The following is a 17,832-nucleotide window of genomic DNA, read 5'->3' on the forward strand; positions in this document are numbered from 1 at the left end:
TTGCAACCACTGACGGAGATTATTGAGAAATGACACTAGTTTGTTGTTTATAGGGGTGAAATCAGAGTGTTGTCCTGACAGGCAGGAGAAAATGCCTTGGGCATAAAACAAAATGGATCCAGAGCGGCAAAACAGATTATTATGGTTTTATCTGTTCACCTTTTTTAATTTGCCCATTTTTCTTTACTGAGATCATACGTTTTTCAGGTATGGAAAAAGTAGATTTTTTATGGCCTTCAACAGATTCTTCTATGATCTTGTCATACAGATAGATATCATTTTTAAAATAGGCCAGTCCATCCTCTTCATAGACTGTAAAATAGAGTATATGTACAGGGATGGATTTACGTAATCTTACAGTAGTGGGTTTATTTGTAGCAATGATCTCTTCTATATCATCGCGGGAATAATTCTCTTTGGCATGTTCAAGCAATACATCCATTAACTCAAAAGGTTTCTCAACCCTCATACATCCTGAACTGTAGATCTTGTAACGTCTTGTAAGCAGCGTTTTGTTATCGGTATCATGGAGATATACAGCATATTTGTTGGGGAACATGAATTTAATACGGCCCAGGGCATTGTTATCTCCGGGAAACTGTACGAAACGGTACGGTACACGTTTGTCACTTTTTTCATAAGGGTCAAGCATTTCCTGGGTAATTTCTATCTCTTTTTTCCCGGAAAAGACATGAATATTATTCTCTTTCAGATACATAGGATTTTCTCTGAGTACATGGATCAGATCTCTTTTAATAAGATTATCAGGAATGGTCCATGTAGGGTTGATCACCATGTATTCTATCTTGTCATCAAAAAGTGGTGTAGGTCTGTCTATACGGCCCACAACAATACCCATTTTCATGATCTTTAGACCATCTTTATAGTAACGTAGATTAAAGTCGGGAATATTGACTTCAATATACTCATCTTCAAAGTGTTTCGGATAGAGTTTGGTTTTATCCAGGTTCGTGATAATGGCTTGTATATTTTTCTTTGCAGGCTGATTTAGATAGTAGGTCATTACCTTGTCGACCATACCGTCCACTTTAAGCAGATACCGTTTTTGATACGTGATCACGGCATTTTGAAGTGCAGTATCGAATTTTTTATCCAATGGAGCACTTTTTGGGTAGTCACCGGAAATCTGAAGGCGTTTTTTGATCTGCAGGATACGGTCAGACCGGTCTCCTAATTTTAAAGGGGTATTGCTGTATTTGATCTTTGGGAATTTATCCATGACACGATAGTTCTTCAAAAGAGTTACTAATTTTCTGTACCGTTTTTCCATAGGGATGAGTGAAGTCAGATATGTATAGATATTTCCCTCAACGATAGCAGAAACAAGTTGGTCCTGGTTGGGAAATGTTTTAGGTGACATTTCCCAATTTACTTCAATATCGTCACTCTCTTTCAGTGCTTTGAATTTCTTTTGTACCAAATTCCAATCCACATCACCCTGTACGATGAAACGTACCAGGCGTACCATAGAATTTGTAAGCATCAGATCAAGTCTTGCATAAACAGCAGCTTGTTTGCCAGGGGTTATATCATTATTATCGAGAAGAAAAAAAAGATGTTTGATCGCTTTTTGGTCAAAAGGTTTGTTCTTATAATTAAAAAGAGGATCATTCAGCGCCTGAATGAGCTGACTCAATTTTTTTTTATTCAGGCTTCCTATCCATAAAGGTCTGTTCTCAGTCTGTGCATAGATATTTTGGATGATATCTTTATTTTGACCTTTAAGATGTGTAGGAAGAGTATTTTTTATATTGGTGCTGATATTTTCTATACTCAATGTTTGTGCATATGCAGAAAATTGAATGAAGAGAAAGAGTAAAAATAATTTTATGTTTTTCAAAAAAGTTTCCTTATACATCTCTGTATTTTTTATCGATCAGTTTCAGATATTTTTTGGGAGTGACTTCTTTCATCGCCTCGGCAAGCCACTGTATCTGAAACCATGCTGCGCCTGAATCTCTCAGATCAAAATAATTTTTGAGACTCCGTATGTTAAAAGTGACTACCATATCGACCTTCCAGTTATCAGAGACGATGTGTTTAAACCCATCACCCACATTTCTTTTTTTCTTGCCACATTGTAATGCTTCAAAAAGAGCTTCAGCATTGCCTTTATGTTCTTCAAGGAAAGGAAGAGAAGATTTTGCTACAGCATTGTTGACAAATGTATTGTCTTTATGATACTGAAACAACAATTTGTCATAGATTGCACGGATCTCTATGGCAAGATACGCTTGATCGGAGATCACAAAAAGATTGAATCCAAGCAGTTTTTCCAAGAAGAATGTAAAGCTGTCTTCTGCTTCAAAAGAAGCAACGAATGCGTTGATGACATTTGACATTGTATAGCGTGTGCTTCGTACAGAAATAGCCTGGAGTCTGTGTCTGGCATGTTCCTGGAGTACACCTCTTGAAGTCCCCTGTATCAAAAAACTCAATGTAGCATGTTCTATAATGGAATGATGATGATGCACCCATGCAAGATTGGAAAGCAGATCAGAATTTTCAATGCTGTTAATGGCATTTGTATCCATATTTGTCATGGCATGCTTCACACACTCATTCTCAGAGTTCTCAAAACTGTCATAACAGGTTCTTGCAGCTATTTCGGCAACCCCAAGACCACTCTCTTGTAGCAGTGTTACAGTAGGTTTTTCATACTCAATATGATACATTTGCATAGGAGACTCCATTATAATTTAGATACAATTATAGCAAATATTTTTATATAATAAATTGTTAGTCAGGATACTATAGTAATGCAGGCAAATGAAAGATTTTTTAGTTTTGAAGAGGATTTTAGAGATCCTTATGCAAGAGACCGGGATAGAGTACTCCACTGTAGCTCATTTAGACGTTTGGAATATAAAACGCAAGTTTTTTTAAATCATGAAGGAGATTACTTTCGTACACGTTTAACCCATTCGCTTGAAGTAAGTCAGATCGCACGAACACTTTCCCGTATGCTTGAACTCAATGAAACACTCGCAGAAGTCATTGCACTTTCACATGACCTGGGGCATACACCTTTTGGTCATGTAGGAGGGGATGAGCTCGATACATTGCTTAAAGCTGATGGGCATCAGTTAGGATTTGAACATAATTTTCAGTCTTTCAGGGTATTGACAAAACTGGAAAAACGCTATAAAGATTTTGATGGACTGAATCTTACTTTTGCCACACTGGAGGGTGTTCTGAAACACTCCTATCCCTATAAAAAATCTTTTTTGGAGGATTTGGATGTATGCTTTAACTTAGATAAACATCCTTCACTTGAAGCCATGGTGGTGGACCATGCAGATGAGATAGCCTATACTTCACATGACATTGATGACGGCATTAAATACGGACTCATTACTTTTGATGATCTGCTGGAAGACGCACTTTGTCTCAGAGTAGATGAGATGGTACAAAAAGAAGGTATTCAAAGAGGTGAAAAACTTTACCGCCATCGCTTTGTTGCAGGACTTATTAAGTTGCTGGTAGAAGATTTTATAGAAAACTCAAAAGAGGGTGTTAAAAAACATCGTAAAGATTTGCCTATTGTGGCGACTTTGGATGCAAAATCACCCGTGCCGGCAGGTTTTTCAAAACAGACCCAAACAGAACTTAAAAAGCTTAAGAAATTGCTTTTTTTCAAACTCTACAGACATGAGAAAATAGTACGTAAAATGTATGCGGGGAAACAGTGTATCAAAGGACTATATATGGCATTTACTGAAGATATAGATCTTTTACCGCCACACCAAAAAGAGCTTTTTGAGGTACGCAACAAAGAGCGTGTAATTGCAGATTATATTGCAGATATGACAGACAGATATGCGATGAAAACCTATCATGAAATGTACGGGTTTTCATTATAGAAGAAAATTTGGGTATAATTCGCGAAAATTATTAAGGTTCAGACCTTAACTTTAGGACATTTTATGCAAAAAATTAAAAACATTGCCGTTATTGCACACGTTGACCACGGTAAAACAACACTTGTTGATCAACTGCTTCAACAAAGCGGAACATATGAAGCACACCAAGAGGTACAAGAAAGAGCGATGGACTCTGATGCTATCGAAAAAGAAAGAGGGATCACGATCCTTTCTAAAAATACAGCTATTACCTATGGTGACCACAAGATCAACATTATAGACACTCCGGGTCACGCCGACTTTGGTGGAGAGGTAGAGCGTGTACTTAAAATGGTGGACGGCGTACTTATGCTTGTTGATGCACAAGAAGGTGTTATGCCACAGACTAAATTCGTACTTAAAAAAGCAATTGCACTTGGACTTATTCCGGTAGTTGTTATCAATAAAATTGACAAAGATGGTGCAGAGCCGGACAGAGTTCTTGATGAAATGTTCGACCTTCTTGTTGCACTTGAAGCAAACGAAGAGCAACTTGAATTCCCAGTACTTTATGCAGCAGCTAGAGATGGTTATGCAAAATGGGAAATGGAAGATGAAAACAAAGACATGACACCGCTTTTTGAAGCGATCATCGAAAAAGTACCATATCCAGTTGGTTCACCAGATGCTGATACACAAGCACAGGTATTTACACTTGATTCTGACAACTTTGTTGGTCGTATCGGTATTACACGTATCTTTAACGGTAAAGTGAAAAAAGGTGATGAGTATGTACTTGTAAAAGCTTCAGGGGAGAAAACAAAAAGCCGTATCTCCAAGCTTATCGGATTTAAAGGTCTTGAGCGTATGGAGATCCAGGAAGCAGAAGCTGGTGATATCGTAGCGATCGCAGGATTCAACGATATTGATGTGGGTGACTCTATCTGTGATCCAAAAAACCCGGTAGCGCTTGATCCTATGCATGTTGAAGAGCCTACACTTTCAGTTATCATGTCGGTAAATGACGGTCCTTTGGCCGGTACAGAAGGTAAACACGTTACTTCTAACAAAATTCAAGAGAGACTTGAAAAAGAGATGGAAACGAACATCGCAATGCGTATGGAGCCTCTTGGTGATGCATCATTTAAAGTTTCGGGTCGTGGTGAACTTCAGATCGGTATTCTTGCAGAAAATATGAGAAGAGAAGGATTTGAGTTCCTTCTTGCACGTCCTGAAGTTGTGGTAAAAGAAGAAAATGGTGTAAAAATGGAGCCATTTGAACATCTTGTTGTAGATGTTCCAGAAGAGTTCCAGGGTGTTGCTATTGAAAAACTTGGTAAAAGAAAAGCAGAAATGACTTCACTTACACCAATGCCGGACGGTACAGTAAGAATAGAGTTTGAAATTCCTGCAAGAGGACTTATCGGATTCAGATCTGAATTCTTGACAGATACTAAAGGTGAAGGTATTATGAACCACTCATTCATTGAGTACAGACCTTATTCTGGTGTAGTGGTAAGCCGTACACCGGGTGCACTTGTTTCTATGGATAATGGTGAAGCTGTTGCGTTTTCTATCTTCAACCTTCAGGCAAGAGGAACACTTTTCATCAAACCTCAAGATAAAGTCTATTCAGGTATGGTCATCGGTGAGTCTGCAAGACCGGGTGACTTGGATGTGAACCCACTTAAAGGGAAACAACTTACAAACATGAGAACTTCGGGTGCAGATGATGCCATCAAACTTGTTCCGCCAAGACAGATCACACTTGAATCAGCAATGGAATGGATAGAAGATGATGAACTTATCGAGATCACACCTGAGAGTATTAGGATTCGTAAGAAGTCACTTGACCCAGTGGTAAGAAAAAGAGCAGCCAGAGACAAAAAGAACGCAAAATAGTTCTTTTATTTCACTATATCTTTGATCGGATGGGGTATGTGGAATGACCCCAAAACTATAGACACTTTTTTACGCGCTGATTGAGTACAATAATAGAAGAGGCAGTAAAGGAGTAAAAGTAATGCCGGCACGCTATACAGATGAGTTCAAAGAAGCAGCAGTTAAACAAGTTTCGGAAAATGATTACAGTATCAAGGAGACAGTGGAAAGACTGGGAGTGCATCCCTATTCACTGAGTAAATGGATCAAGCAATTCAATGATCCGATGCCCCATAAAATACAGGACGAGAAACACCAAGAGATCCTCCGGTTAAAGAAAGAACTTAAGCGAGTAACGGAAGAGCGGGACATTTTAAAAAAGGCCGTCGCGTACTTTGCAAAACACCAAAGCTGAAGTACGCGTTCATTCGTACCCATGCTTTGGAATATCCCTTCAGGAGGATGTGTAAAGTCCTGAAAGTGCATCCAAGCGGTTATTATGCTTGGCTGAAAGAGCCTGAATCTCCAAGAGCCAAAGAGAATAAGGAACTTCTGAAAAAAATTGAAGAATCCTATGTTCTGAGTAATCGTACCTATGGCTATAGAAATATTCATAAAGATCTCATAGAACTGGGTATTAAAGTCAATAAAAAGAGAGTGGCAAGATTGATGAAGCTTCAGAAGCTTTATGGTACAGGTACAGTTGATTTTCCTATAAAAAATAAATCTTACTGAAGCAATGTCTTAGATTTTAGGGGGCATTATAATAATTCACTCAACTATTGGATGACACAAATTTGTGAACAGTCTCTTAATGTGTTGAACAGGTCCCCATACCTTTACTTTTTTTTAATTTACCAGAAAGGAATAGTTCAATACTTTCTTTTATTGTTAGGGAGTTTTGATCAAAGTATAAATCTAATCCTGCTTGAGCAAAACCTTTAGCAGGGGAATTTCCAATACCTGAAACAATTAAGGCATCAGGCTTTAAATTCATAATATTAGACACTGCGTTACCACATCCTCCTTCTTGATGTCCTTGATTTTTTATACTTTCTACAGTTAATATTTTGGTACCATCAAGAGTAATAATGGTATAATACTTAGCTTTACCAAAATGAGCACCTCTTTTACTTAAAAACCCCATGTTTTCATCTGTTGGGAAAATCAATCTCATTATAAGTTCTCCTTTTTTAATTTGATATTGTCTGACAAGAAAGAGCTTTGTAAAGAGTAGAAGATACATCATCAATATAAATATCTAAATTATCTTCTAAAACTCCTTCTCCGCTTAAGAAAGTCATAGCACCTAAAATTCCACTAATTAATGAAAAAGTTATATAAAAATCCTGCTCTTGAAATTCACCAATAGCTACCCCAGTATTTATAAGCTTTTCAACTTCATCTATAAACTCTTTTGCTAAAGAAAAACCACAATCCTTATCATCACAGAAGAGCTCTCTGTTTGATAGGTATACCCTAAAAAAGTATTCAATCATTTCCGGATTTTTTTGAATAAAATTAAAATAGACACTGACAAAATTATTAATTTTGTCTTTAGGGCTAATTTGTTGTGCATTAATAAATCGTAATTCCATAGCCAATTTTCCTGTAACAAACTTTATAGAAGCTTTTGCCAAACTCTTTTTTGATGGGAAATAGTTATAAATATTTCCTACACTAATTCCCATATATCCTGAAATTTCAGCTATAGAGGTATTATAAAAACCTTTTTTTGAAAAAAGTTTTAATGCGGATAATAAAATATCGTTTTTCTTTTTAATTTTACGGACCATGTGCGATTTGTTACCTCTTTATAAATTCTATAGATTATTTTATATTGTTTTCTTTGAAATCTTTTAACATTGAAAGTGCCGCAATGCGCCCATCTGCTGCCGATGTTACGGCGAGGTCAGCACCTCGTACTGCATCACCACCGGCAAAGATTCTTCTATTTGATGTTCTTTTGTCTTCATCAACTAAAATATCACCCCATTTTCCGGTATTGATCTCTGCTATACTGTACCATGAGAACTCCTGATTATCAAAACCAAGTGCAAGAATGATCACATCGCACTCTATCTCAAAATCACTTCCCTCTATGACACTTAATCTTCTTCTTCCATTCTCATCAGGCTCACCAAGTTCTGTCTTTTGACAAATCAACCCTTTCACATGGTTACCTCTGTCTACAATTACCTCTTTGGGTGCTGTATGAAACTCAAATAGAACACCCTCTTCACGAGCATTCACAACCTCTTTGTTGCTTCCTGGCATATTTGCTTCGTCTCTTCTGTAAGCACATTTAACAGACTTTGCACCCATTCTGACAGAGGTTCTCAGGGCATCCATGGCAGAATCTCCACCACCGATAACAATAACATTTTTATCTTTTAGAATATTCTCATAGAATGTCTCAAATACACCTTTTTGAGCGTGTGTTAAGATATCCATAACTTGATAAACACCATGTGCATCTTCGTTTTTCATTCTTGCACCTCTACCTTTTGGCGCACCAACTCCTACAAAAATCGCATCATACTCATCAAGCATCTCTTTTATCTGCTCTGGAGAATCAATATAAGACTCTAAATTTAGGTGCATACCAGCCTCTTGCATCCATCTAAATCTTCTTAAAATCACATCTTTGCTGATCTTGAAGTTTGGGATACCATAGGTTAAAAGTCCACCTGGTCTGTCTGATTTCTCAAACATATCTACATCAACTCCGCCACGAAGCAAAAATGTTGCACAGCTCATACCGGCAGGACCGCTACCGATAATAGCTACTTTTTTGCCAATTTTTGGACTATTCTCACCATAATCTGGTTTAAGACCCATTTTAAATGCCTGCTCATTCAAGAAAACCTCAATCGCACCAATCGTTACAGAGCCGCTCTCTGTTTTTGAAATGGTACAACCACCTTGACAGAGATTATCATGTGGACAAACTGTTCCTAATATCTCTGGAAAAGGAGAAATTTCATTGCTAAGCTCAAATGCCTTTTTAATATCTCCCTTTTTTGTTGCCTCTATCCAGAGTGGAATCTTATTCTCTAACGGACAGCCCGTTCTGCAGAAACTAAACTCTCCGTCCATTCCCTTAAATAGGTCAACAGGACACTTAAGACAACGCTCTGACTGTATACCTGCCTCTTCTTGGTTAAAAAGAAAGTAAGTTGGATTAAAATCCACTTTTCTTTTTGCCGCATCCCTTTTTCTAGGGGTCTCTTTTTTTACTTTTAGATAATTTGTTTTTTTCTTAACAATTTTTCTATCCATTACTCATCCTTTAACTCTATATAATCTATATGCATTTCTTGACCAGTTAAAACTTTTGTATCTCCACTTTTGCAATATGGACAATAAAAATTATAACTATCAACTAAAGCTTCTTTTTTGCAATCGTTACACTGTATTGTTATATCTATGATATTCATTTCTAAAGTAGCTTCTTCGCATAAAGTTCCCTCTTTAAATACATCAAAGCTCTCTTTTAAAAAAGGTGGTTCAACCCCGCTCATTTTGCCAATGTTTGCTACTACTTTAGATATTTTTTTACCCTTAGAGCTTTTCTCGCAAACATCAACCATAGACATAACTACAGAATACTCATGCATTATTTTTGACTCATCATTGTTTTAAATTTGTCATAATCTATGAGCAATATTGCATCTGTTGGACATATATTGATACAAGCTTGATCTCCAGCTTCTCCTCCACATAGATCACAAGTTAGTGCTACCATTTGTGAAATAGGAGCATCACTTTTTGTATTTTTTGCCATAACAACTGCACCATAAGGACACACCATATCACAACTTCCACACCCTATACAATCACTCTCATAATATCTTACTAAATCATCTTCAAATTTAATAATATCTATAGGACAAGCTTCCAGACAAGGTGCATCAAGACATTGCATACATTGCATTGGAGCAGTTTTACCATCTATTTTTACAACTTTGTTTCGTGATGGTGCTACTTCTTTACCAGCTAATTTCATCTCATAAACAGTATCGACATCCAATCCCATATGACTAGCACTACAAGCTAATTCACAACTAATACACCCTATACACTTATTTGGGTCTGCATATATAAATCTATTGTTTTTATCACTCATAACTTACCTCTATCTCTCTGTACACGAAATACATGGATCTATACTATTAAATATCAAAGTAACATCATCTACACTATCACCTATTATCATAACTTTTAGTGCTTCCCAGTTGGTATATGTAGGAACTTTCCATCTCATTCTTTTTGGTTTTTGACTACCATCTGTTTGTAGATAATATATTAGCTCACCTCTTGGAGCTTCAGTTCGCACAACCGCTTCACCAGCAGGGATATGTGGTCGTTTTTCAAGTATCACTTTTCCACTTGGCAAATCATTTACTATCTCTTTGATAATTCTAATAGCCTCTACACTATCACCAAATCTAGCCATTGCTCTGCTATAAACATCACCATCATTTTGTAAACTAAGCTCAACATTTGGTCTAATTTCTGGTTTGATTGCATAGTAGCTATATGGAGCTTTTACCCTTACATCATTATTTACTCCACTTCCTCTTGCAACTGGTCCTGTTACTCCAATCTCTAGGGCTTTATCTCTTGGCAATACCCCTACACCTTTTGTTCTTTCAACTATTTTTTGACTATTTGTATATTTTTCTCTTAGTTTTTTGATTTTTGGCTCAACTATTTTTAAAGTATCTAAAATAAGTTTTACTTTCTCATCATCTAAGTCATATTTTACCCCTGTAAGTGTGTTGGCACTCACATCCATTCTATTTCCCCAGATGATCTCTTTTAGGTCTTGCATATGCTCTCTTGTTTCCATAGTCTCTTTCATAAGGTCGTGGTCATGAACCAAATGTGTTAGCATACTTAGGTTAAATAGATTTGAAGCTACCCTTTTTACTTCATCTGCAACTACCCTTAAAGCTTCAGCCCTAAGTGGCACTTTTGTCCCAGAAATTCTCTCAACTGCTAATGCATAAGTAAAAGGGTGATTATTTGAACAAAGCGAACAAACTCTCTCAGTCAAAATAAGATTTTGCATAAAGTTTTTGCTAGTAACTAGTGACTCCATACCTCTATGCTCAAAACCATTTACTATTTCAACATTTTGAACAATTCTATTCTCATCAACTTCTAGTTTAAAATATACAGACTCTTCAAGTTCTGTATGAAATGGCCCAATTTCTATTTTTTCACTCATGCTTTTGCCCCCTCTTTTACTTTTTGCCACATCACATCACTATCACTAACTCCCAGTTGCATTTTTGATAGTGGGATATAATCATTTAGCACCCCTTTTGCGATACTATAATCCAAAAATAATCTATCTTTGCAAGGGTGTCCTATAGGCTCAACTCCAAACATCTCTCTCATCTCTCGCTCTGCCCAGTTTGCACTTGGTAAAATAGGAGTAACAGAAACTGTTGTAGCATCATCTGTATGAAGCTCTGCATTTACAATAGTTCCGTCTAAATCAAAATGATATACTACTGTATGAGTATCGTCATCATTTTTATAAGCAGTTGCAACTACACATCTACCTTTATAAGCTTTGATAGCTTTTGCTACAACTTCAATATCTTTTTTGCATTGTAATTTCACCCAAAAATTTGAGTTACCATAACTATCTACATCATCTTTTATATCATATTTGCCACTAACTTTTGTCTTAATAGCATTGTTAAACTCTTCTATATTCATGCATAAATCCTTTTGAAATTTTCTATTTTTCTACAAGATGGACAAAGGGTTGCATCTAATTTTTTGATATTTTTTTCATTGTAAGCTTTGCTTAACAATCCATCTGTAGGAGCTTTGAATTTTTCTCCACACTCTTTACAAGTTGAGTAAGAGATCTCAGCTCTATTTACATCAGTGTATTTTTCATTTTGTAGTTTTGCAGTATCGAAACTATTTGTATTAAATATAGCTCCAGTAGGACAGAAAAATGAACAGTTCCCACAATAACAACAACTATTATGCCAAATCTCATGGATAAACTTATCACCTTGTTTTGTGATTTTTATAGCATTTGAAGGGCATACAATCTCACAAGTTCTACAAGCAGTACATTCATCGGCATTTAAATCAACTCTACCTCTAAAACTCTCAGGTGCAGAAAAATCTTTAAAAATTGTATCTATTTTATTAGGGATTGCTTCACCTTTTAAAAGATGCTCTAATACCTTTGCACCTTTTGCGATACCTTCTGCTACTGATTCTGGTCTTGGTGGACAACCTGCTACATTTACATGCACCTCTACAAACTTATCAGTAGGTCCATTAATAGCATAAGAATCTCTAAAAATCCCACTACTAATAGAACAAGTCCCAATCCCTACAACCACAAAAGGTTTTTTTACCTTGCTTAAAGCAGCTCTCATAAATGGCTCACTTCTAGCAGTAAGTGGTCCAGTTACCACTATAAGATTTGCATCTTCAACATTTTCAACCAATTCTGGCTCTAGTGCTGCAACTCCATACTTTTCTACAAAAGCAGCAGCAACAAACTCAACATCACAGCCATTACAGCTTCCTGTATTTATTCTAAATACTTTAGGAATAACTTTACCCATTATAAATCCTCACAATCACATAATTTTGCATCAAGTGCTTCTACCAAATCTTCAAAAAAACAGGCACCCTCATGATGATAATCATCATAAAACTCTATAAATACCTCTCCATAATTATTTATTTTACGAATAGAAATATCAGGGATAACTCTGTGTCTATGTGATAATTCATCCGCTTTAGACAATATTTTTTCTTTTTGGTCTTCATTAAAAAAAACTAAAACAATTCCATGACATCTACCTTCAGATTCACAATACATCCGTATACATGTTTCATTCACAATTTCCTCCTTTTATATTTTTGCTCTCACGAAATATAATAAAACAAAAGGGGGAAAAGGGGGGAAAAGGGGGGAAGGTACTATTAAATTAAGGGTCTAGACTAGTTCAGGGGTTCTTTTCTGAAGATTTTCAACAAAATTTTGTATAAATCTTCACCTCTATGATTGAACCTAAACTCACACTCTTTGAGATGCGTATTAAAGTGTTCTTTGTCCAGTCCTCTGAATTTGACTAATCTAATTTTAGCATAACTCCAGAAGGATTCAATACCATTGATATGGCAATGGCCTCTAGCAAATTCATTTTTGCCATGATGGACTCTGAAATGTTTGTCATATCCAATATCAACCAACCCATCATAGCCTTTCCAACCATCTGTATGGATTTCACTTTGAATATCTATCTTACCCCGTATGATAGCCTGCAGTGTGGCTTTCTTGGCATCTGGTATAATTTGCGTATAGACCTTATCATTACGTTTCAACAAACCAAATACAATAGTTTTCCCTGATGCACCTCTACCTCTTTTGCCTCTGACTCTTCTTGCCCCAAAGTAACTCTCATCCATCTCTATCTCTCCTGAGAGAGGAGATTCCTTTTCTTGAATCTTAACAATTCTATCTCTGAATAATGAATAGTATCGGTTAATAGTATTACGATTAATGCCTGTAAGATTAGCTGTCTGAGTAGCTGAAAGATCATTAGCAAAGCACTTTACAATGAGCCTAAATTTACTCTCTGAAATCTTCGCAACTTTTATATACTTGTTTTTCATCGGTATAATGGTACTTTCTTTGCACTTTATACCCTCTGTTCTAGTCTAGACCCAAATTAAATAATTTTAGCCTATAAAAAAAAGGATATGGATACATAGTATCCAGAGAGGAAAAGTAGATGATATTGTATTCCTCTTCATTCTTTCCCCTCTTTTCCCCCTTTTTATTATGTTAGTCTCTGAGTAAATGTTCTTATGCTTTTTATAGATTTGTTGTTACATTTTTTAATGAGAAACATTCATTTAAAACTGTCAATTATTCTGTAATCTATAAATTTGCAACATACGCTTATCCATTGTAATTGGATGTGAAAATAATATTAAAATTAAAACTGGAAAGCCCATGTTATACAAAAATATAAAGAAATATATCTACAAACTAGATCCTGAAACCGCTCATACTGTGATTGAGAAAAGTTTACATTTCATAGGAGAAAAAGCACCACTTTTACTAAACCCTCTCTCAAAAATGTTTACATTTTCAGATGATTCTCTCTCTCAAGATATTTTTGGAATAACTTTCCCAAATCCTGTAGGAATAGCAGCAGGATTTGATAAAGATGCCACCATGCTGCTTGGATTGGAAGCTATGGGTTTTGGTTTTATTGAGTTTGGGACGGTTACTCCTAAACCACAAGAAGGCAATGCCAAACCAAGACTGTTTCGTTATCCGGAGCTTAACTCCATCCAAAATGCAATGGGCTTCAACAATCAAGGATTGGACACTGTTAGGCATAATGTGCAAAAACATTATCCATTCAGTCTGCCTATAGTTGCCAATATAGGTAAAAACAAAACCACAAGTGAGGAAGATACACTTAAAGATTATGAAATACTCATTGAGGGTTTTAGAGATGTTTGTGACTTTTTAGTGATCAATCTCTCTTCACCAAATACACCGGGCCTTCGAACATTCCAAAATAAAAAATTTATTCAAAATATATTTCAAATGGCAACCCAAAAAACAGCTAAACCTATCTTTTTGAAAATCGCACCGGACTTGGAAGTATGTGATGCTATAGAAATATGTTCTACTGCTATTGAGTATGGAGCAAGTGGAATTATCGCCACCAATACAACCATTGATTATACACTTTTACCAAATGCTAAAAAATTTGGTGGCATTAGTGGGGAGGTCTTAAAAGAAAAAAGTTTTATACTTTTTGAAGCATTGGCAAAAAAGTTTTTTTCAAAAACAATACTTATATCCGTAGGGGGCATCAGTGATGCAAAAGAGGCATATAGAAGACTAAAGGCAGGAGCTAACCTCATACAGGTTTATAGTGCTTTAATTTTTGAAGGACCATCCTTGGCAAAAAATATTAATCAAGAATTAGTAGAGTTGCTCAAAAAAGATGGCTATAAACATATTTCTGAAGTCATAGGTATTGATCGAATAAAAAATAATAAATAAGGAGATAAAATGTTGGATCCTAAACACATCAAAGCCCTTGAGAATCTTGTAGGGAAAGAAAATGTCTATAGTGACAAAGCACATCTCATTGCCTACTCCTATGATGCTACCCGTACACGCTTTGAGCCTGATGCAGTGGTTTTTCCCAGAGATGAAGAGGATGTAAGCCGTATCCTTGTCTACTGTAACCACCATCACATTGTGATCACACCTCGTGGTGCAGGTTCCGGTTTTACAGGCGGTGCACTGCCTACCAGCGGCGGTATCACACTTGCTATGGAAAAACATATGAACAAGATCCTTGAGATCGATATGGAAAATATGGTTGCAGTCGTACAGCCTGGGGTGATCAATATGGATCTGCAAAAAGCGGTAGAAGAAGTAGGTCTTTTCTATCCACCGGATCCGGCAAGCGAGGAGTACTCAACACTGGGAGGGAATGTCAGTGAAAATGCCGGCGGTATGCGTGCAGCCAAGTATGGTATTACAAAAGACTACGTCATGGCATTGCGTGCAGTACGTCCCAATGGTGACATTATCCGTGCAGGAAAACGTACCATTAAAGATGTAGCAGGATATAACATTGCGGGTATCCTGATTGCAAGTGAAGGAACACTTGCGGTATTGACTGAAATTACGGTCAAGCTTATTCCAAAACCTAAATTTACCAAAGCCTATATGGGTATCTTCCCTTCTGTAGATGATGCGATGAATGCTGTGTTTAAATCTCTGGCAGCAGGAGCAAACCCTGTAGCAATGGAGTTCATGGATGATTTGGTTGTTCAGGCACTCAAAGAGAAGTTAGGTATTGAACTTCCTGAAGATGCAGGTGCACTGCTCATTGGAGATGTAGATGGAAATGTGACAGAGGAAGTAGAGTTCCAACTTGAGATCCTTGGAAAATCGTTCAAAGAGAATGGTGCACAGGAGTTTGTCATTGCCAACAATGACAAAGAGAGAGACGAACTCTGGTATGCCAGACGTAATGCATCCCCCTCCATTACCATCTTTGGAAGCAAGAAACTTAATGAAGATATCTCAGTTCCTAGATCCATGCTTCCAGAAGCACTTAAACGCATCTATTCCATCGGTGACAAATACGGATTTAAAGTACCGTGTTTCGGACACGCAGGCGACGGGAATATCCATGTTAATGTCATGGTGGACGGTTCAGATGAAAAGCAGCTTGAAGAGGGGCATCAAGCCATAGAAGAGATCTTTGAACTAGTTGTTGATATGGGAGGAACACTCAGTGGTGAACATGGTATAGGCACAAGTAAAGCACCGTTTATGAATATTGCATTCAATGATGTAGAGCTTGCACTCTTTAAAGATATTAAAAAAGCTTTTGATCCCAATAATATTTTAAATCCAGGAAAAATGGGATTATAAAAGGTTTATAAATGAAATATATATTTATCATATTATATATTATGGTTCAACCACTATTTGCAGAAGTAAAAAGGGATAAAATTGATTATAACATAAAGGTAATGGCAGATACTTGTTTTACTTGCCATACGGTACAAAAGAATAATAAATCATGTTTTGGATTTTCTTCGATAGCAGGAAAAAACAAAAGTTATCTTAAAAGCACCCTGATGATATTTAAAACTGATAATAACAGCTCTATTGATATGCATCGCTATGCAAAAGGATACAGTAATAAGGAGATAGCACAATTGGCAATATATATAAGTAAGGTAGAGAGTAAATGAGTTTTTCTGAAAGAAGACGAAGTTTTTTAAAATGTATAAGCTCTACATTGCTGTTACCTGTATTTTCTTATACTGAAGATAAAAAAATAAAAAAGGCGCACATAGTTGTTATTGGAGGTGGATTTGGTGGGGCAACTGTAGCTAAGTATCTTAAAAAATATGATAAGAAATTAAATGTTACTCTAATTGAACCAAATAAAATTTATACTACTATGCCTAAAGGAAACTGTTATATATCTCATATTATTGATATGAAAAATCTTTTAAAAAATCTTACAAAACTTCAAACTGTTTTTGGAGTGAATATAATAAATGAAAAAGTGGAAAAAGTAGATATTTCTACGAAAACTGTAATTCTTGGAAATACAGAAAAGATCAAATATGATAAATTGATAGTATCAATTGGAATTGATTTTAAATATGAGATGATTGATGGATACAGTCAAAAAGATATAGAAAATATCCCTCATGCTTGGCAAACTAAACGGCAACTTGAAATTTTGTATAGGCAGCTTGACAGTATGGCTGATGGGGGCATTTTTACAATTGTTCCTCCAACATGTCCTTATCGATGCCCTCCAGGTCCTTATGAAAGAGCTAGTTTGGTTGCAGAGTACTTTAAAAAATTTAAACCAAAATCTAAAATTATTATTTTGGATCAAAAAAATAAATTTTGTAAACAGCCACTATTTGAACAAGGATGGGGAAAACTCTACGGAGATATGATAGAGTGGGTATCGGCAGAAAAAGGAGGAGAAGTCAAATCAATAGATACAAAAAAGAAGATAATAACAACACAAAATGGTACAAAAATAAAATCTGATGTTCTCAATATCATACCACAACAAAAAGCAGGAACATTGGCTTTTAATATGGATTTGACAGATAAGAGTGGTTGGTGCCCTGTAAATCAACAAACCTTTGAATCATCTATTGTAAAAGATATTTATATTATAGGTGACAGTGCAATAGCCGGTGATATGCCAAAATCAGGACACTCTGCAAATTCCCAGGGTAAACTCTGTGCCGCTTCTGTTATTTTGTCTCTTAAAGGGGCAGACCCTATATCACCTAAAATTACAAATACTTGTTATAGTCTGGTCGGTAGTGATTACGGTATTAATGTCATTGGTATCTATCAATTTAATGGGAAGAAAATGGCATCTATCAAAGATGCTGGGGGTACCACTCCTCTTGGGAAAGAGGATTATTTTTATACAACGGAAGCGTACTATGCGAAAGCATGGCATAAGAGTATTGCCCAAGATATTTGGGGTGGATAGTACTT

Annotated in this window: 20 protein-coding genes; 8 read left to right on the forward strand and 12 right to left on the reverse strand. The window is 36.2% G+C overall.

From position 1 onward, the window contains the following. Positions 1-139: 139 nt before the first annotated feature. Together ACZ48W_RS06590 and ACZ48W_RS06595 are read right to left on the reverse strand one after the other, a co-directional pair. Positions 140-1,861 (reverse strand): L,D-transpeptidase family protein, encoded by a 1,722-nt coding sequence (locus ACZ48W_RS06590; protein ID WP_464827541.1) that lies wholly within the window; start codon positions 1,859-1,861, stop codon positions 140-142. A 10-nt stretch (positions 1,862-1,871) separates the two neighbouring features. Next, entirely contained in the window at positions 1,872-2,702 is an 831-nt protein-coding gene (locus ACZ48W_RS06595; protein WP_464827543.1) for an FAD-dependent thymidylate synthase, read from the reverse strand. A gap of 78 nt (positions 2,703-2,780) precedes the next feature. On the opposite strand from ACZ48W_RS06595, the gene ACZ48W_RS06600 reads away from it, so the two are divergent. The 4 genes from ACZ48W_RS06600 (at position 2,781) to ACZ48W_RS06615 (ending at position 6,479) form a co-directional block, all read left to right on the forward strand. Then, entirely contained in the window at positions 2,781-3,884 is a 1,104-nt protein-coding gene (locus ACZ48W_RS06600) for a deoxyguanosinetriphosphate triphosphohydrolase (protein ID WP_464827544.1), read from the forward strand. A gap of 63 nt (positions 3,885-3,947) precedes the next feature. Beyond that, the gene (gene typA, locus ACZ48W_RS06605) at positions 3,948-5,765 is read left to right on the forward strand and encodes a translational GTPase TypA (RefSeq protein WP_464827545.1); all 1,818 of its coding nucleotides are present in this window, start codon (positions 3,948-3,950) and stop codon (positions 5,763-5,765) included. Positions 5,766-5,886: 121 nt separating this feature from the next. Continuing rightward, complete coding sequence (locus ACZ48W_RS06610) at positions 5,887-6,159, forward strand: transposase (protein ID WP_464827546.1); 273 nt, start codon at positions 5,887-5,889, stop codon at positions 6,157-6,159. 47 nt (positions 6,160-6,206) lie between these two features. Beyond that, positions 6,207-6,479, forward strand: coding sequence for an IS3 family transposase (locus ACZ48W_RS06615; protein ID WP_464827547.1), 273 nt, complete (start codon positions 6,207-6,209; stop codon positions 6,477-6,479). Positions 6,480-6,555: 76 nt separating this feature from the next. On the opposite strand, the gene ACZ48W_RS06620 is transcribed toward ACZ48W_RS06615, so the two are convergent. The 10 genes from ACZ48W_RS06620 to ACZ48W_RS06665 all read right to left on the reverse strand — a co-directional run bounded on the left by ACZ48W_RS06620 (position 6,556) and on the right by ACZ48W_RS06665 (position 13,418). Next, positions 6,556-6,921, reverse strand: coding sequence for a NifB/NifX family molybdenum-iron cluster-binding protein (locus ACZ48W_RS06620; RefSeq protein ID WP_464827548.1), 366 nt, complete (start codon positions 6,919-6,921; stop codon positions 6,556-6,558). Positions 6,922-6,937: 16 nt separating this feature from the next. Continuing rightward, entirely contained in the window at positions 6,938-7,540 is a 603-nt protein-coding gene (locus ACZ48W_RS06625; RefSeq protein WP_464827550.1) for a TetR/AcrR family transcriptional regulator, read from the reverse strand. A 34-nt stretch (positions 7,541-7,574) separates the two neighbouring features. Further along, positions 7,575-9,026 carry an FAD-dependent oxidoreductase gene (locus tag ACZ48W_RS06630; protein WP_464827551.1) on the reverse strand — a complete coding sequence of 484 codons (1,452 nt, stop codon included), beginning with the start codon at positions 9,024-9,026 and terminating at the stop codon, positions 7,575-7,577. Then, a complete protein-coding gene (locus ACZ48W_RS06635) occupies positions 9,026-9,364 on the reverse strand; it encodes a hydrogenase maturation nickel metallochaperone HypA/HybF (protein WP_464827553.1) in 339 nt (112 codons plus the stop codon). The genes ACZ48W_RS06630 and ACZ48W_RS06635 overlap by 1 nt, the downstream gene beginning before the upstream one ends. After that, positions 9,364-9,873, reverse strand: coding sequence for a 4Fe-4S dicluster domain-containing protein (locus ACZ48W_RS06640; RefSeq protein ID WP_464827554.1), 510 nt, complete (start codon positions 9,871-9,873; stop codon positions 9,364-9,366). The genes ACZ48W_RS06635 and ACZ48W_RS06640 overlap by 1 nt, the downstream gene beginning before the upstream one ends. A 9-nt stretch (positions 9,874-9,882) precedes the next feature. Further along, on the reverse strand, positions 9,883-11,010 hold the full coding sequence (locus ACZ48W_RS06645) for a hydrogenase large subunit (RefSeq protein ID WP_464827555.1): 1,128 nt from the start codon (positions 11,008-11,010) through the stop codon (positions 9,883-9,885). Further along, a complete protein-coding gene (locus tag ACZ48W_RS06650) occupies positions 10,977-11,480 on the reverse strand; it encodes an NADH-quinone oxidoreductase subunit C (protein ID WP_464827556.1) in 504 nt (167 codons plus the stop codon). The genes ACZ48W_RS06645 and ACZ48W_RS06650 overlap by 34 nt, the downstream gene beginning before the upstream one ends. Further along, a complete protein-coding gene (locus tag ACZ48W_RS06655; protein WP_464827557.1) occupies positions 11,477-12,355 on the reverse strand; it encodes an NADH-quinone oxidoreductase subunit B family protein in 879 nt (292 codons plus the stop codon). Before ACZ48W_RS06655 ends, ACZ48W_RS06650 begins: the two co-directional genes overlap by 4 nt. Beyond that, entirely contained in the window at positions 12,355-12,636 is a 282-nt protein-coding gene (locus ACZ48W_RS06660) for a hypothetical protein (RefSeq protein WP_464827558.1), read from the reverse strand. Before ACZ48W_RS06660 ends, ACZ48W_RS06655 begins: the two co-directional genes overlap by 1 nt. A 101-nt stretch (positions 12,637-12,737) precedes the next feature. Continuing rightward, entirely contained in the window at positions 12,738-13,418 is a 681-nt protein-coding gene (locus ACZ48W_RS06665) for an IS1595 family transposase (RefSeq protein ID WP_464830475.1), read from the reverse strand. Between the two features lie 337 nt (positions 13,419-13,755). Here ACZ48W_RS06665 and ACZ48W_RS06670 point away from each other — a divergent pair, with 337 nt between their 5' ends. Genes ACZ48W_RS06670 through ACZ48W_RS06685 form a run of 4 tightly spaced genes read left to right on the forward strand, consistent with a single transcriptional unit; the run spans position 13,756 to position 17,827 of the window. Further along, positions 13,756-14,826 carry a quinone-dependent dihydroorotate dehydrogenase gene (locus ACZ48W_RS06670; RefSeq protein ID WP_464827559.1) on the forward strand — a complete coding sequence of 357 codons (1,071 nt, stop codon included), beginning with the start codon at positions 13,756-13,758 and terminating at the stop codon, positions 14,824-14,826. Positions 14,827-14,835: 9 nt separating this feature from the next. Continuing rightward, positions 14,836-16,218 carry an FAD-binding oxidoreductase gene (locus tag ACZ48W_RS06675; RefSeq protein ID WP_464827560.1) on the forward strand — a complete coding sequence of 461 codons (1,383 nt, stop codon included), beginning with the start codon at positions 14,836-14,838 and terminating at the stop codon, positions 16,216-16,218. Positions 16,219-16,229: 11 nt separating this feature from the next. Then, positions 16,230-16,544, forward strand: a complete 315-nt coding sequence (locus ACZ48W_RS06680) for a c-type cytochrome (protein WP_464827561.1) — start codon at positions 16,230-16,232, stop codon at positions 16,542-16,544. Then, positions 16,541-17,827, forward strand: coding sequence for an FCSD flavin-binding domain-containing protein (locus ACZ48W_RS06685; protein ID WP_464827562.1), 1,287 nt, complete (start codon positions 16,541-16,543; stop codon positions 17,825-17,827). Before ACZ48W_RS06680 ends, ACZ48W_RS06685 begins: the two co-directional genes overlap by 4 nt. Positions 17,828-17,832: the final 5 nt, after the last annotated feature.

Source organism: Sulfurovum aggregans (genome assembly GCF_055385215.1).

Bases quoted from the DNA above. Each gene is read 5' to 3' on its own strand.
- ACZ48W_RS06595 (WP_464827543.1), bottom strand. From the start codon at position 2,702: ATGCAAATGTATCATATTGAGTATGAAAAACCTACTGTAACACTGCTA.
- ACZ48W_RS06600 (WP_464827544.1), top strand. From the start codon at position 2,781: ATGCAGGCAAATGAAAGATTTTTTAGTTTTGAAGAGGATTTTAGAGAT.
- typA (WP_464827545.1), top strand. From the start codon at position 3,948: ATGCAAAAAATTAAAAACATTGCCGTTATTGCACACGTTGACCACGGT.
- ACZ48W_RS06610 (WP_464827546.1), top strand. From the start codon at position 5,887: ATGCCGGCACGCTATACAGATGAGTTCAAAGAAGCAGCAGTTAAACAA.
- ACZ48W_RS06615 (WP_464827547.1), top strand. From the start codon at position 6,207: ATGTGTAAAGTCCTGAAAGTGCATCCAAGCGGTTATTATGCTTGGCTG.
- ACZ48W_RS06620 (WP_464827548.1), bottom strand. From the start codon at position 6,921: ATGAGATTGATTTTCCCAACAGATGAAAACATGGGGTTTTTAAGTAAA.
- ACZ48W_RS06625 (WP_464827550.1), bottom strand. From the start codon at position 7,540: ATGGTCCGTAAAATTAAAAAGAAAAACGATATTTTATTATCCGCATTA.
- ACZ48W_RS06630 (WP_464827551.1), bottom strand. From the start codon at position 9,026: ATGGATAGAAAAATTGTTAAGAAAAAAACAAATTATCTAAAAGTAAAA.
- ACZ48W_RS06635 (WP_464827553.1), bottom strand. From the start codon at position 9,364: ATGCATGAGTATTCTGTAGTTATGTCTATGGTTGATGTTTGCGAGAAA.
- ACZ48W_RS06640 (WP_464827554.1), bottom strand. From the start codon at position 9,873: ATGAGTGATAAAAACAATAGATTTATATATGCAGACCCAAATAAGTGT.
- ACZ48W_RS06650 (WP_464827556.1), bottom strand. From the start codon at position 11,480: ATGAATATAGAAGAGTTTAACAATGCTATTAAGACAAAAGTTAGTGGC.
- ACZ48W_RS06655 (WP_464827557.1), bottom strand. From the start codon at position 12,355: ATGGGTAAAGTTATTCCTAAAGTATTTAGAATAAATACAGGAAGCTGT.
- ACZ48W_RS06670 (WP_464827559.1), top strand. From the start codon at position 13,756: ATGTTATACAAAAATATAAAGAAATATATCTACAAACTAGATCCTGAA.
- ACZ48W_RS06675 (WP_464827560.1), top strand. From the start codon at position 14,836: ATGTTGGATCCTAAACACATCAAAGCCCTTGAGAATCTTGTAGGGAAA.
- ACZ48W_RS06680 (WP_464827561.1), top strand. From the start codon at position 16,230: ATGAAATATATATTTATCATATTATATATTATGGTTCAACCACTATTT.
- ACZ48W_RS06685 (WP_464827562.1), top strand. From the start codon at position 16,541: ATGAGTTTTTCTGAAAGAAGACGAAGTTTTTTAAAATGTATAAGCTCT.